At 56.8% G+C, this 14,751-nt stretch carries 8 protein-coding genes; all 8 read left to right on the top strand.

What is annotated here, in order from left to right; translation table 11 throughout:
• The first annotated feature begins 253 nt into the window (after positions 1–253).
• The 8 genes from QP999_RS06850 to QP999_RS06815 all read left to right on the top strand — a co-directional run bounded on the left by QP999_RS06850 (position 254) and on the right by QP999_RS06815 (position 14,737).
• On the top strand, positions 254–1,783 hold the full coding sequence (locus QP999_RS06850; protein WP_284847951.1) for a SpaH/EbpB family LPXTG-anchored major pilin: 1,530 nt from the start codon (positions 254–256) through the stop codon (positions 1,781–1,783).
• Between the two features lie 30 nt (positions 1,784–1,813).
• Positions 1,814–2,665, top strand: a complete 852-nt coding sequence (locus QP999_RS06845; protein ID WP_284847950.1) for a class C sortase — start codon at positions 1,814–1,816, stop codon at positions 2,663–2,665.
• Between the two features lie 17 nt (positions 2,666–2,682).
• Positions 2,683–4,080, top strand: coding sequence for an isopeptide-forming domain-containing fimbrial protein (locus tag QP999_RS06840; protein WP_198531037.1), 1,398 nt, complete (start codon positions 2,683–2,685; stop codon positions 4,078–4,080).
• Between the two features lie 53 nt (positions 4,081–4,133).
• Positions 4,134–10,142 (top strand): DUF5979 domain-containing protein, encoded by a 6,009-nt coding sequence (locus tag QP999_RS06835; RefSeq protein ID WP_284847949.1) that lies wholly within the window; start codon positions 4,134–4,136, stop codon positions 10,140–10,142.
• The gene (locus QP999_RS06830) at positions 10,123–10,959 is read left to right on the top strand and encodes a class C sortase (protein WP_284847948.1); all 837 of its coding nucleotides are present in this window, start codon (positions 10,123–10,125) and stop codon (positions 10,957–10,959) included. The genes QP999_RS06835 and QP999_RS06830 overlap by 20 nt, the downstream gene beginning before the upstream one ends.
• A gap of 67 nt (positions 10,960–11,026) precedes the next feature.
• A complete protein-coding gene (obgE, locus tag QP999_RS06825) occupies positions 11,027–12,556 on the top strand; it encodes a GTPase ObgE (RefSeq protein ID WP_284847947.1) in 1,530 nt (509 codons plus the stop codon).
• 19 nt (positions 12,557–12,575) lie between these two features.
• Positions 12,576–13,808: a glutamate 5-kinase gene (gene proB, locus QP999_RS06820; protein WP_070564657.1), complete on the top strand. Its 1,233-nt coding sequence runs from the start codon at positions 12,576–12,578 to the stop codon at positions 13,806–13,808.
• Entirely contained in the window at positions 13,808–14,737 is a 930-nt protein-coding gene (locus tag QP999_RS06815) for a D-isomer specific 2-hydroxyacid dehydrogenase family protein (protein WP_284847946.1), read from the top strand. The genes proB and QP999_RS06815 overlap by 1 nt, the downstream gene beginning before the upstream one ends.
• The last annotated feature ends 14 nt before the right edge of the window (positions 14,738–14,751 follow it).

Here is a 14,751-nt window from a genome sequence, read left to right as displayed (position 1 = left end):
CCGCGAGCTGCTACCAGATACTCACTGAAGCGCTACCAGATAGTCACGACACTGCTACCAAATAGCCGGTCGCAACACTAGCGGCGAGTCTTTCTTAGTCGAATTGTAGCTATGCATAAATTAAGGGTAGGCGCATATCGGCAGGATAAGGTTTGCAACCCTCTCAGCTTCCTAGTATTCTCCCAGTGAATTACTTCTCTCGAGTGCCGGAATGGTGCTCGCCTATTCCCTACATTGGGAGATTGGAACCTTTATGAATAAGGCTTCTACTCGTCTCGTTGCGTTCGTCGCGGCTGGTGCTATTTCCGTCGCAGGAGCAGGCTTTGCGGCTCCTGCGCTTGCGCAAACCACTACAACTCCCCAGGCTGGTGTGGAGACTGCTCCTGCTCCTGTCACTCCTAGCGCTGCGTCTGTCATCGATGCGACTAAACCCGTCAAGCTAACCATCACCAAGTACCTCGGCGACCCGGGCGATACCAGCACCCCGCTGGCTGACTCTGAGTTCAAGGTCGAGCGCGTCGATGTGGACTTGACTAAGCAGGAGGGCTGGAAGCAGCTCTCCGGCTACACGGCAGCGAATGCGCCGATCGATGGCGGCTTTACGGCTGTCACCAAGAAGACTAGTGATAATGGCGTGGCCACCTTCGATACGGCTACCGACAACTTGAAGGTGGGCGCCTACAAAGTTACCGAGATTAACCGCGCTGGTTACACCACCGCTCCGCCTTTCCTCGTCACCTTGCCCCATGATGTTAATGGCGAGTGGGTCTATGAGCAGGCTGTTCAGCCGAAGAACCAGAAGCTAGTTCCCTCCAAGCAGGTCAAGGACGCTGACGCGACCATCGGAACGCAGCTGACCTATACCGTGAATGCACCGGTACCCGCTGACGCATTGACCCGTTTCATCATCCAAGACCCGCTTAATGCGGCTCTAAAGGTCGACACGCAAAAAGTCAAGGTCTCGCTCGACGGAGCCACCAATGGTGCAACGCTTGCAGCAAGCGATTACAACACCACCTTGGATACTGCTACCAATACCTTGCAGGTGGAATTCACCAAGGACGGCTTGGCCAAGCTGCAGGAAGCCCGTAAGAGTGCTCCTGGCCTGAAGGTTCTCGTTGAGTTCCCCGCCACCATCACCAAGGCACCGGAAGGTGGTGAGATTACCAACACCGCGAAGATCCTCCTTCCCAACGGCGCTGAGGTAGATACCAATGGCGATGACCCGGCTACCCCGGGCGAAGAGGACAACCCAACCAAGACCACGTTCGGTACCCTGACCATCACTAAGACCTCTGGCAACGCCAAGGAGGGGGACTCCCTCAATGACGCAGAGTTCGAGCTCTATCAGTGCAAGCAGGAAAACGGTAGCTGGCAGCTGCTCGGCGATCCGCTGAACATGGCCACCACCGAAAGCGGAAACTCAGCAACCACGATTAAGACCTCTGGGTCCACGGGCACCGCTCCAAGCCTTAAGTCTGAGGCAAAGGGATATGCCATTCCGGTACAGTCTTTTGCTGCTGCCACCGGCGTGACTACCAAGGACTACTGCGTACTTGAGAGCAAGGCCCCGAAGAACTTCGTGCGTAACGAGGTTCCGCAGCATGTCACTGTGGATGCTGCGGCAAAGACCTTGAGCGTCACAGTAGACAACCAGCGCAACTCCGTCCTGGGACAGCTGCCGGCGACCGGTGCCTGGGGAATCATCTTGGTCTTCCTTGTTGGTCTCGCACTGCTGGCTCGCGGCATTTACACCTCCTACAAGGATTCCCGTACTGCTTAATTAAGGGTTTCCGGGAAGGCGGGGCACTGCATGACCCAACGCAGAAGGCGACGTCGTAATCCGCGCTCCATCGTTTATCTCATACTGGCTCTGCTGGTGTTCTTGTCTCCGGTCGTGCTGACCTACTACAAGAACATTGAGCAGCACCAGATTGCAGAAGAATATTCGCGTTCCGTTTCGCGTTTGTCTGAGGATGAGCGTGCCGCTGAGTTCGCGCGAGCCGCGGAGTACAACGCCCAACTGCCGGAGGTAGGAGCCCCCGATCCCTGGGTCAACGGTGTTGATGTTAATTCTCCCGCTTACAAGGATTACCTAGATATCCTGCGCACCGTAGGCCCGATGGCCCGTGTCCGAGTCCCGAGCGTCGGCATTGATTTGCCGGTGTACCACGGGACGTCGACAAACGTGCTCGCCCACGGTGTGGGCCACCTATACGGCACAGCCTTGCCTGTGGGTGGAGTGGGAACTCATTCTGTGCTCACAGGACATACGGGGCTCGCGACCCTGACGATGTTCGACAACCTTACCCACATCAAAAAGGGTGAAGTTTTCACCATTGAGGTCATGGGTGAGGTCCTTGCCTACAAAGTCACTGGGATTGAAACTGTTCTTCCAGAAGAAATCGAACACCTCCAGGTCGAAGAAGGGCGAGACCTTCTCACCCTTGTTACCTGTACTCCGTATGGCATCAACTCCCATCGGCTACTGGTCCATGGTGAGCGCACGGACGTGCCTGCCAACTATGACCAGGGGTTCAAGCCCCCGTGGCAGTCGTGGATGACCATCGCTATCGCCGTTGTTGTCTTTATTATTGCCTACCTGCTGTGGCTACTGGCTCGGCGCCGCAAGAAGCGCAAGCAGGATCAAGAAATTTATAGTTAGTGAAAGTACCTATGCTCATGAAGTCACGCGCTCACATCTATGGACGCTTTGCCTCCGTGCTTGCTGCCTTCATGATTGTCTGCGTGACTTTGCTTAACGCAGCGCCTGTGCCAGCTCAACAAGTAGCGAGTCTTGTAATCGCCAAAACTCTTGGTGCTGGTGCGGCAGGGGAGCCGGTGGATACGCAAGCCCGTTTTAAAGCCGTTCAGTTGATTGATCTCCAGGCTAATGAATCTACGGATCTCGGCGCGCTAGCTAAAGATAATCCGCGCCTGCTTGGCGACGATCCCGGATACAGCACCGGCCAAGCCCACTTTGCGGACACTAATGAAGAAGGCAAAGCTAGCTTCTATGGCCTTCAACCAGGGGTTTACCAAGTCTCGGAGGTCAACCTTCGCACAGGAAATGTGCATCGCGATGTCGCTACACCGATTCTTGTTTATATCGGGAAGGAGCCTGCCCTCGTTCGGGCGAAGAACCAGCCCACGGTTATTGAGAAGAAGGCAAGCTCTGACAAGGCGGCCCTAGGAGACGAGCTGACCTTTCAAATCACTACGTCGGTTCCACCTTGCGATGTAAATGGTGAATTGCACCAATATGTTGTGATCGACGCATTGGCCACTCTTCTCAGTTTCAAAGGCATTAAAAACGTACGCGTGACTAATGCGGATGGCGATGTGCGACTTCTTGAGAAAGAGGACTACGTGGTGGGGGAGTCAGGTAACCGGGTAACCTTCTCTCTCAAGAAGACTGGTTTGGCCAAGCTTGCCGCCTCACGGGATGGAAATCCAGAAACCAAGGTCCACTTCGATATCGTGACATCCGTCAAGGAGAATTCGGCCTCCGACTCAATGATCCACAACACTGCGCTCTTCTCACCGGATGGCTATTGCGTTCCCAAGCCCGGAGAGATTCAAGCAGTCAACGCACACTATAGTCTCGTCGCCGATCAACAACCTCTTGATGGTGCTCCGGTCGCTCTTGACTGCACTATCGGCCTTACGCCGGAAAAATCAAATACGGTTGAAGTAGTACTCGATGGCAATAGCCAACCAGGAGGCTCGAGCAGTTCGCGCCTGTGGCGGCCCATTGCCGCCCTCATCGCAGCCTTGGGAATAGGCGCTGCAGGAAGCTCCGGGGGTTCCTCGGAAAAACCTGCGGGCGAAGGCGAAGCCGCTGAAACATCGAGCACGCGTCTCTCCGAACCGGATGAAGAGCGACCAACCGTTCCGCAAAACCAAGGACCGCTAAGCCGGGCGCTCGACTCCTTGGCCAGTACTGGCGCCAGCGTCATGGGGATCGTACTTGCAGGTCTAACGCTCATAGCGTTGGCCTTTATAATCCTTTCGCGACGTCGTGAGAAGGAACAAGAAACGGGCGATGTTTCAGAATCTGAAGCGGGCCAGAAGCCGTGATAGGTTCTCGCCTATTTCCGAACAACCCACAATCTTTAGGAGCCTCCGTGCAGATGACCACACTGACCACAGCGATGAAGCGCCTTGGCACCGTCATCGTGGCGGCCGTGATCGCGGTTGCCGGCCTTGCTATGCCCAACAGCCCTTGGGAAGGACACACCACCCCCGAGGCACAAGCACAAACCTCGAGGAACTGGGGTAAGAATGAGAACGCGTTTAACCAGTGTTCTTTCAGGAGGGGAACAGGTGACGTAGCACCGTACGCCCAACAGTTGTGTTGGATTGACATGGCAGGTTTAATGCAAGTTTTGTCTCCCACGCCTACCCGCGTCACGAAGGATATGGGCCGCTATGAGATGAGCTTCACAGTCAACCTCCTTACGTCCTCCGAACGAGCTGGCGGCGGTACGACCAAGTGGTCGACGGAGATGAAGCGTTTTGGTCTGGAAGCTGGTCCGATCAATAACCGTGTGTTTGGTAATGAAATCAATGGTGTCCAGTACTTCGGACAATTCACCGGTGACAGCAGTACACCGGCTATTACCTTCAGGAATGTAATCAGCGTTGTTTCTACTGGCCAAATGGCTAAGGTGCAGTTCCGAGACATCAAAGTCAAAGACAAGGCTACCGGTAAAAACGTCACCGGCTATCGCATGACCGCGATCGATGCGGAGGCAACCGAGTCTGGCCTATTCGGCGAAAATATGTCTTTTGATGCGCCGGAATTGAACCAAGAACTGAATCTGTACCGCCGAATTACGCCGCCTGGGTATCTTCCTGCGTGCGATCCCGCTAGAGACTCGAGAAGCATTCTGGGACCAGGTAAGGAAAGCTACTACAACGAGGGCGATAACACCTTCAAGGATGTTTATTGTAAGGAGAACACGTCGTATAAGTATCCCGCAGGAACTTACATTCTTGGTGGTGACGGCGTTACGTCTCTCGATGTAGGACTGTTCACGCGTGATGGATTTCAGGCCTTTGCTCTTGCGCTGAATATGGGTCGAATGACGGGAAACGTTCTGCCTGTCGATACCACGATGGAGAAGGCGGCAACGGGCCAAGCAACAACGTTTGATTTCTCCATGGCAACCCGACTCAACGGTACCGAGACGCCTGTTCCATGGCAGGGTGAAGGAACTTACACCCAAGCGTTGCGCCAAATGGATGCCTATGATGCCAACGGCACTAATGCCAAGGACGTGATGCTTTTCCGCTCCGCTGCTCAAGGTGCGCAGAAGAATCTTGCTTTCAACCGTTACGAGCCCGCATGGCAATGTACTGATCCAACCGATGCGACGAAGAACATCACGGTGAAAGAGAGGAGTGTCCCCGCGGGCAAGGGTGTCTCGTTGGAAAAAGATACGGCTACTGGCACTTCCACTCTCGTGATGGAGAACAAGACCTCGGTCCCCATGAACTGTAAGGTTACGTGGACTCCTAAGTTCAAGCCTTCATCACTTAACTTGCGTAAGTCGGTGAGCGGTACTGCAAAGAATTACAAAGATATTCAGCTGCTTACGTACGACATTGGCTATTCCTGCACGGAGCCACAAGGGTTTAAGGCAGCTTATCCAGACGTGAAACTTGCGGATTCACGCGCGCTTGCGGACGGTGCTGGTTATACCGTTACAGGTTTGCCTGCGGGTGCCATGTGTACTTTGACGGAGAAGAACGCGCAGGCTAGCCCAGGAACGCAGTTGAAATTGACCTGGACAGGTTCCAACGTGACATCTGGAACTGGAGCTACTCCCACTGCGACGGTCAAATTAGCCGAGGGAAGCACCAACGCGACGGGCGTCAGCAGCGCAGTGGCAGGTAATGCTTTCGATGCCCGTACCGGCACGGTGAACGTGTCCAAGCACATTCATGGTGAAGCGGTGGGCCATCTCGGAAGCCCACGTGACTACCGCTTTGAACTTACTTGTGACAGTGCAAATTATGACCAGGTTGTCACTATGAAAACTACGTCCACGGGCGCGAACCAGCTTGATGGAACGGCCCAGTTTACGGGCGTGCCACTCGGGCGTGATTGCTTGCTCAAGCCGCTGTCCGGTTTGTCGGGAACTGAAAACGAGACCATTGTTTTTGATGGTCGCACGTTGAAGCTCGATGGTGCTGTCGTGGAGAAGAACCAGGCAGAAGCTTATCCTCTGAAGTTTCCTGACTCGGGGCAAAACAACAGCGTTTCCACTGTGTCTATTGATGCCCAGTATTCTTTCCAGCGCCGTGACGTAAAGGTTCAAAAGAATCTTGTTGGCCCCGCGGCCGCGAAGGTTCCCAATGAAGGAACTTACGATGTTTCCTACGTTTGTGAGACTCCGAATGATCCTGCTGGCAAGGTAGAAGGAACTCTGAAGCTCGCTAGTGGAAGTGAAAATGCCCAGTACATCAAAGGTGCGCGCGTTGGTGCAGAGTGTCGAATTTGGGAGTCGCAGCAACCAGAGTTCCCTAATCAGGTTGTAGATAGGACCCAGGTTTCGGCGTCTGATACCTCTGACCAAGTCACGTCCTTGACTAATGAGGAAGCCAAATCCAAGCCGGTACTAACGGTTGATGATACGACCGACGAGAAGCACAATGCCGTGACCGTATCCAATCACTATGTGAGCCGGCTAGCCACCGTTGACCTCCATAAGCTGGTGAGGTCTGAACTCGGCATTTCCAACCTTCTGCCAGCTGATTACGAAGTTTCATTTGACTGCGGTGTCCGTAACGTTGAGACAGCCGAGGGGCAATATACCAACGTCGATCTTCGCGGTGATCTTCGCCTTGGCGGATCGGAAACCAAGCGCCTCATCGCGGATGTAGCTGATGAAAAATTGGCATCTTTGGTAAATGATGGGGCCGGTGGAGCTATGCGTGTTCCCTATGGCAACACGTGCCGCTTTTCTGAAAAGGATCCTGACACAGTTCGCGGTCTCGACTGGTCGTCCAATGTAGGTTCTCTCAGTCTCGAGGTTGGACAACCTGAAGAAAAAGTGGATCTTATTAATACCTTCAAAGCTGCCGGTGATGGTGTAACCATCAAGCAGCGAACTGCAGGTGTAGCAAAGTTTACCAAGCCGGTGAAGTACACCTTAGAGTGTCGCGCTTCCGACGGTACTCAGCTTGATTTGGGTGAGCAGGGGAGTTTCACTCTTGAGCCCGGTGAATCTTCCCTCCAGGTGCCTAGCTCCTCTATTCCAGAATCCAGCACGTGCCAGATCAAGGAGGTCGATGTTGATGACGGGAAGCGTGGAGATGGATTCGAGATCACACGAAACTCCACGTTGAAAGCAGACGACGTCAATAAATCTTTCGATACTGGCGAAGGGGTTGATTCTGGCGTATTCACGGTAGGTGAACAGACCGTGGTCAACATTTCGCACACGTATGGCTACGCTGAGAAAAAGATGGAAATCACCAAAACCGTCGCGTTTGATTCAGAAACCGGTGATTACATCTCCCCGGTGCGCAAGAACGTTAAGTACCAGCGTGAATTCGACGTCAGTGTCGTCTGTACCCCGCCGGATGGGGGCGTGCTGGTGTCTCACGCAGGAAAAGTAAGTTCCCCGCAATCCGACAACCCGCAAACCCAAAAGCTGGTGTTCGATGACATTCCGGACGGATCCACCTGTCGCGTGACTGAGGGCGATACTACCGCTGCAGAAGGAATTACCTTCACGCAGGAGGTGGAAGCGGATGGCCAACGTGCTGAGAAGACACTTAAGTTTGCTATCAACGGTGACACGCCGGTGCAACTAATTAACACCTATAAGCGGCAGATGGCCAAGCTCGACCTCACTAAGATTGCGAATACTCCAATCGACATTGAAAAGGCACAGCCCGATGTCACTGGGGATAGCGTCTATTACACGCACAATTTCTCTATGGTTTGTTCGGATCCTGAGGGGTCAGATGCAGAGTCTGGAGAGCTTCCGCCGATTGATGTCAAGCAGATCACTGGTCCCGGGCACACCGAGTTTGTCAATGTTCCGGTCGGTGCAAACTGTTCCATCACAGGCGATAAGTTTGGTCAGCTTGATTTGAAGAAGACACAAGGCGAGGGCAAGCCCACGCTCGAGACACACCTCAACCCTCAGAAGGTGGAGTGGCGTCTGCAGCGCAACGACGCTGAGCCTTTCATTGATTCCGAAGTGAAGGAAGGCACCACTACCTCCCAGCAGATTCCTATCAAGGCAGATAATGCCGATGGAACGTCCAACAATGTGTTGACGCTGACTAACTACTACACCTTCGTCAAATCCAAGCTTGGAATGAGCAAGAAAATTGTGGCTTCAGACGATGACATGAATGTTTTGCGAAATGCCAAACCCGGAGTGAATTTTAAATTCAACTACCAGTGCCAAGGCGTGGGATATTCCACTTCAAATATTGGTCTGCCCACAACTCTCGCTGCGGGAGACAGCGAAAAATTTGCTGACCCGGACAGGACGTTCAAAGCAACGGAAGTGGAAGTCCCGTCTGGTGCGTGGTGTACCGCAACTGAGGATGAGCCTTCTTCAACCCCGCCAGAGTTGACATGGAACGCCGATTCACGCGAAGTTTCTAAGCGTGTTGGATCTGCCGAATCTTCGGTTGAATCCGTCGACTTTGTTAACACGTACAAGCGTCGCACCGTACCGGTCCGCATCGTCCCGATGCAGGACGGCTACTTGGGCGGCGCGGATAATTCCAAATATGAATATGATCTGACGTGTAAAGATCCTTCGGGCACCCAAAAATCCTTCAACTTTGCTGCAGTGAATACTAACGCTACCTATACGGTCGCCGATAGCTCTGAGCCTTCAGGCGGCAGCGTTGTGGAGCTACCGGTTGGCTACGACTGCACCTTGGATCTCAGTAAATCCTCGGCTCTACAGCCTCGAGTACAACTCGAGGCCACGAGGTCTCAGCGCACCCCATATGTGGAGTTTGGTAAGTGGGTTGGTGGTCAGCCCGATGCCAAGAACCCGACCAAGAAGCTTGCTTCGCTCACCGCTGACGAAGTTACGGATGCGATGAAGAAGTACAGCTATGATTTCCGCATTGATCCGAAACTGCAATCACGCTCTGGTCAGCCTGTAATGACGCTGGGTGCGGAAGCAATGCACCTGCGTGATCGAGTTGACGTCACCTTTACCAAGACTTCTACGGGCTCCGCAGGCAAAGGAAGGACCTTCGGTTTTGCTTCCAGCTGTGGCGATACATCGTTCGAGCTTAAATCGGGTGAATCCCACACGCTGAAGGGGATTGAGATCGACCGAAACTGCACAATTCGTGAGCAAACGGCCGATGGGCAAGCGGGTGCTGTTGTTTCCGTTGAAAGTTCAGGTGAGCGCTTGGCTAACCCGACGGCCGAAACAACGAGCGACAGCGAGGGCCGGCTTACCGGTGGTACGTGGTCCTTCGACGTAATGCCGGTGAGCACGCCGACCGACTTGTCGACGGATGGCGCGAAGTGGGCGTTTAATGCCAAGAACTCTTTCCCAGGGCTCAAGGTGAAGAAAAAGATTGAAGGTGCGCCGATTAGTGCCCTGAGTGGGGCTGTTGCGGACACCGCGATACTTCCAGATTCAGCAGAAACAATGCGCTTTACCTATGAGGTAGAGAATGAGGGCGCCTTAGCGTTGGGCAACTTCCTTTTCAAGGAACCCGAATTGGCTGGCTTTACAGTTCGCAACGGTGCTGGTGAAGAATTCACGATCAACAATAACGGGCTAATCCCTGCGGCGGTGTGCAGCGTAGATGCCGCGGGACGCCTCGCACCTGGGGCGAAGCGGGACTGCTCCTTCGATGTGGTGATTAACCAGAGCACCGATACCGCTTTTAGCTATAAGGGAACCGTCGCGGTTACGGCGGATGCGTACGCTCAGCAGAGTGATGCAGCACCTGCAGCTCAGGTTTCTGCTTCCGATACGTACGGAGCACTACGTTTGAGCGGACTGTTGGCAGCAATGTTGCCGGATACTGGTATGCAGACTCTGGTCTTTGTGCTCTTACTTGGCCTCGCAGTATTGGCATTGGGCTTGTGGTTCTACATGCGCAACAGGGAGGACGATGACGAAACGGAAGAGTAAGCGCCGTTCCTTCTGGCTCATCATCGCCGGGATTCTCATCCTGCTGTATCCCATAGTTGCTACGCAGTACAACGACTATCAGCTGCACCAGCAAGCCGAGTCTTATGGCAGATCCGTGCGAGACATAGACCCGCCAACGCAGCGCCAGCAGTATATTCGTGCAGCGCATGAGTATAACGATTGGTTGGCGCAGCAAGGACATCACGCTTATCCTCCCGAGCCCAGTTCACCTGGCTTCGAGCGCTACTTAGATACGCTCAATGCTCCAGAGACGGGCGGAGTCATTGCGCGTTTGCGCATCCCTTCTATTGGCATCGATCTACCTGTCTTCCACACAACTGCCCCTTCAGTTCTATACAGCGGGGCCGGCCACATGTTTGGTTCTTCTCTACCCGTCGGCGGGCCGGGAACTAACACTGTGATTTCGGCCCATACCGGGATGGTTAATGCGTCAATGTTTGATAATCTTCCGCGTCTGAAGGATGGGGAGACCGTAACTATCGACGTCATGGGTGAGACCCTCACCTATAAAGTCACCGGCCGCGAAGTCGTCAAACCTGAAGACTACGATGCAGTCACCTATGAGGTGGATAAAGACAAACTCACCCTCATCACGTGTACGCCTTATGGCATCAATACAGACCGCTTACTCGTGCACGCAGAAAGAGCAGATACTCAGGTGGAAGAAGAATCTGGGTGGCAACCTAAGCTATCGTGGTGGATGATTTTGGCGCTCATCCTTATCGCTGCGGTGTTGGTGATCGTGTGGTGGAATGAGCGACGTCGTAAGAAGAGGCGCAGCCAGCGAGTAAGCTGACTACCTTTAGGCCCCAATTAGAAGTTGATTTGGAGACTGGCAACAGCCAGTACGGAGAGTAGCGAGAATGGCACGATTCATTGACCGAGTAGTCTTGCACCTGCAGGCAGGCGATGGCGGACACGGCTGCGCCTCCGTCCACCGCGAAAAATTCAAGCCGCTTGGCGGACCCGATGGCGGCAACGGCGGCCACGGCGGAGACATCCTGCTGGAGGTCTCAACCCAAATCCATACCCTCATGGACTTCCACTACCGCCCCCACATCAAGTCCGAGCGCGGCGGAAATGGTGCTGGCGACTGGCGCAACGGCGCGCGCGGCAAGGACCTCATTCTGGAGGTGCCGGCGGGCACCGTGGTCTATACCGAGGATGGGGAGATGCTCGCGGACCTTACGGTCCCGGGCACCCGTTTCGTGGCGGCCGAAGGCGGCTTCGGCGGACTCGGCAACGCAGCATTGGCCTCCGCAGCCCGCAAGGCCCCAGGCTTTGCGCTGCAAGGAGAACCGGGTGAGGCGCGCGATCTCATCCTGGAGCTGAAGTCCATGGCGGACGTCGGCCTCGTCGGCTTCCCCTCTGCGGGCAAGTCCTCGCTCATCTCGGTCCTTTCGGCGGCCAAGCCGAAGATTGGTGACTATCCTTTCACCACCCTCCAGCCCAACTTGGGCGTGGTGGACATGGGCCACGAGTCTTTCACCATGGCGGATGTCCCGGGCCTCATCCCGGGCGCGGCTGAGGGCAAGGGCCTAGGCCTCGATTTCCTGCGCCATATCGAGCGCACCGCGGTGCTCGCTCACGTGGTGGATACCGCTTCCATCGAGCCGGGCCGCGATCCGCTTTCCGACATCGAGGCGCTCGAGACCGAGCTGGCCAAGTACCAGGAGCTCCTGGAGCAGGACACCGGGCTTGGTGACCTGCGCGAGCGCCCGCGCGTCATCATCCTTAACAAGGCGGATGTTCCCGAGGCAGAGGAGCTCGCGGAATTCGTCAAGGGTGACCTCGAGGAGAAATACGGCTGGCCGGTCTTCATCATTTCCGCGGTGGCGCGCAAGGGGCTAGAGCCCCTCAAATACAAGCTGATGGAGATGGTGAAAGAACACCGCAAGTCACAGCCCAAGGCGGCGGTGGACAAGAACCACACCATCATTCAGCCCAAGTCCGTGGGCAAGAAAAAGAAGGGCTCCTTCGCCGACTTCACCGTCCGCCCCGACCCCGAGGTGGAAGGCGGATTCATCGTCGAGGGCGACAAGATCGACCGCTGGATTCGCCAGACCGACTTCGAAAACGACGAGGCCGTGGGCTACCTCGCAGACCGCCTGGCCAAGGCCGGTGTCGAAGAGGAACTGCACCGCCAGGGCGCGGAGGAAGGCTGCCCGGTCACCATCGGGGACATCACCTTCGAGTACGAGCCGATGGCCGGTGGCCGCGCAACTGATGCGGGCCGCGGACAGGACGGCCGCCTCATGGGCACCGACCGCGTCTCCGCCGCCGAGCGCAAGCGCGCCTCCCAGGCGCGCCGCGGACTCGTGGACGAGTTCGACTTTGGCACGGACGGGGAAGTCACTCGCGAGTCCGCGAACCGCGATCGCTGGCAGGGTTAGCCCGGTATACTGAGCCGGTATGTCATCCGAACACGACAACCAGCTCGACTATCCTCTCCCCCTTGAACCCTTCGAGGGGCCGACCCCGGACGTGGACTACCCGGAGACCACCACGCTATCGGAGAAATCCAGCGGTTTCTCCTCGCCCCTGCGCGAGGAGATCTCCAAAGCCAAGCGCATCGTCATCAAGATCGGATCCTCGTCGCTAACGCGCGATGACTTCGTGACCTCCACCGAGAAGATCGACAAGATCGTCGACGCCGTCTGCGCACGCATGAACGTCTCCGACATCATCATCGTCTCCTCCGGTGCCGTGGCCGCCGGAATGGGCCCGCTGGGCCTGACCACCCGCCCCACCGATTTGGCCACCAAGCAGGCCGCCGCCGCGGTGGGCCAGGTGCACCTCGCCTACGAATGGGGCGTGTCCTTTGCCCGCTATAACCGCACCATTGGGCAGGTGCTGCTGACCGCGTCGGACGTCGGCAAGCGCGATCGCGCCCGCAACGCCCAGCGCACCATTGACCGTCTGCGCCAGATGCGCACGGTGCCCATCGTCAACGAGAACGACACCGTGGCCACCTCCGAGATGCACTTCGGTGATAACGACCGCCTTTCTGCGCTCGTGGCCAATCTGGTCGGCGCGGATGCCCTCTTCCTTTTCTCTGACGTGGACGGCCTCTACGACAAGAACCCGGCCGAACCGGACGCCAAGTTCGTGGAGGAGGTGCGCACCGGTAAGGACCTCAAGGCGGTTGTTGCTGGTGACGGCGGCAAGGTCGGCACCGGCGGCATGGCCACGAAGGTCTCCGCTGCCCGCCTGGCCACGCGCGGCGGCATTCCTGTGCTGCTGACCTCGGCGGATAATATTGGGCAGGCGCTTGACGACGCCTCCGTAGGCACCGTCTTCCATACCCGCGAGGAGCGCCGCTTGTCCGCGTGGAAGTTCTGGGCTCTCTATTGCGCGGATACCGGCGGATCTCTGCGCTTGGACGAGGGCGCTATGGAGGCCGTGGTCCGCGGCGGAAACTCCCTGCTGGCCGTGGGCATTACCGACATTAAGGGCGAGTTCAACGCCGGCGAGATCGTGGACATCATGGGCCCCAAGGGCCAGGTCATCGGACGTGGCGAGGTGGGCTATGACTCCACCACGCTGCACAACCTGCTGGGCAAACACACCGATGAGCTGCCAGAGGATATGCGCCGCCCCGTTGTTCACGCCGACTACCTGTCCAACTTCGCCTCCCGTATTTAATGCGTTATTTCATGGGCCCCGACGTGTGGGCGGCAACCGTGGCAGATATCGACGCCGCCGGGCACGAGCGTGTCGAGAGCTTGGAGGAAGCCGAGGTCTTTGTGAATACCGCCTCGGACCCGGCGCAGACCCCGGAGATCCCCGAGAACATCAAGTGGGTGCAGTACTGCTTCACCGGGGTCAACCGGCACATCGATGCCGGGCTCATCCGGCGGGATGGTCTGCCGTGGTGCAACTCCGCCGGCGCTTTTGCTAAGCCCGTGGCGGAATCTGCGCTGGGGCTCATGCTCTCCCAAGCGCACCACCACAAGGCTTTCGCCCTGGCGAAGTCCTGGTCGGTGGCGCGCGAGCTCGATGAATCCCAGGCTTGGCTCTATGAGCAGCAGGGGCCAACGCGCGTGCTCATCGTGGGCGCGGGAGGCATCGGCAAGCAGCTCATGGCCTACCTCGCGCCCTTCGGCGTACACATCACCGCCGTGAACCGCTCGGGCCGCCCGGTAGAGGGAGTGGACGTGACGCTGCCCATCGAGCGCGTCGACGAGGCCTGGACTGAGGCGGATTTCGTCGTGAGCATCCTGCCGGCGACGGCCGCCACGGAAGCCTTCTTCGACGCAGCGGTGTTCCGCGCCATGAAGCCTTCGGCGGTATTCGTCAACGTCGGCCGTGGCAGCACCGTGGTCACGGACGATCTAGTGGAGGCCCTGCGCTCCGGCGAGATTGCCGGCGCGGGCCTAGAGGTCATGGACCCGGAGCCGCTCCCGGATGGCCACCCGCTCTACGATCTGCCCAACGCCACGCTGACGCCGCACATGGCGGCCTCGGAGCACGTGGCCCAGTACCACCTGGGTGCTATCTTCAGTGCCAACGCCGCCGCGTGGGAGCGCGGCGAGGATATGCCCACCCGCGTCGACCCGGACGCCGGCTACTAGCTAAGGAGGATGTG

Source organism: Corynebacterium sp. MSK004, from assembly GCF_030232515.1.
GTDB lineage: Bacteria > Actinomycetota > Actinomycetes > Mycobacteriales > Mycobacteriaceae > Corynebacterium > Corynebacterium hesseae.
Note: the sequence above shows the minus strand (reverse complement) of the source record. Positions and strands in the feature narration are given on the sequence as shown.

What these genes read in the sequence shown, in the direction of transcription:
- QP999_RS06850 (WP_284847951.1), top strand. Translation starts at nt 254, where the DNA reads ATGAATAAGGCTTCTACTCGTCTCGTTGCGTTCGTCGCGGCTGGTGCT.
- QP999_RS06845 (WP_284847950.1), top strand. Translation starts at nt 1,814, where the DNA reads ATGACCCAACGCAGAAGGCGACGTCGTAATCCGCGCTCCATCGTTTAT.
- QP999_RS06840 (WP_198531037.1), top strand. Translation starts at nt 2,683, where the DNA reads ATGAAGTCACGCGCTCACATCTATGGACGCTTTGCCTCCGTGCTTGCT.
- QP999_RS06835 (WP_284847949.1), top strand. Translation starts at nt 4,134, where the DNA reads ATGACCACACTGACCACAGCGATGAAGCGCCTTGGCACCGTCATCGTG.
- QP999_RS06830 (WP_284847948.1), top strand. Translation starts at nt 10,123, where the DNA reads ATGACGAAACGGAAGAGTAAGCGCCGTTCCTTCTGGCTCATCATCGCC.
- obgE (WP_284847947.1), top strand. Translation starts at nt 11,027, where the DNA reads ATGGCACGATTCATTGACCGAGTAGTCTTGCACCTGCAGGCAGGCGAT.
- proB (WP_070564657.1), top strand. Translation starts at nt 12,576, where the DNA reads ATGTCATCCGAACACGACAACCAGCTCGACTATCCTCTCCCCCTTGAA.
- QP999_RS06815 (WP_284847946.1), top strand. Translation starts at nt 13,808, where the DNA reads ATGCGTTATTTCATGGGCCCCGACGTGTGGGCGGCAACCGTGGCAGAT.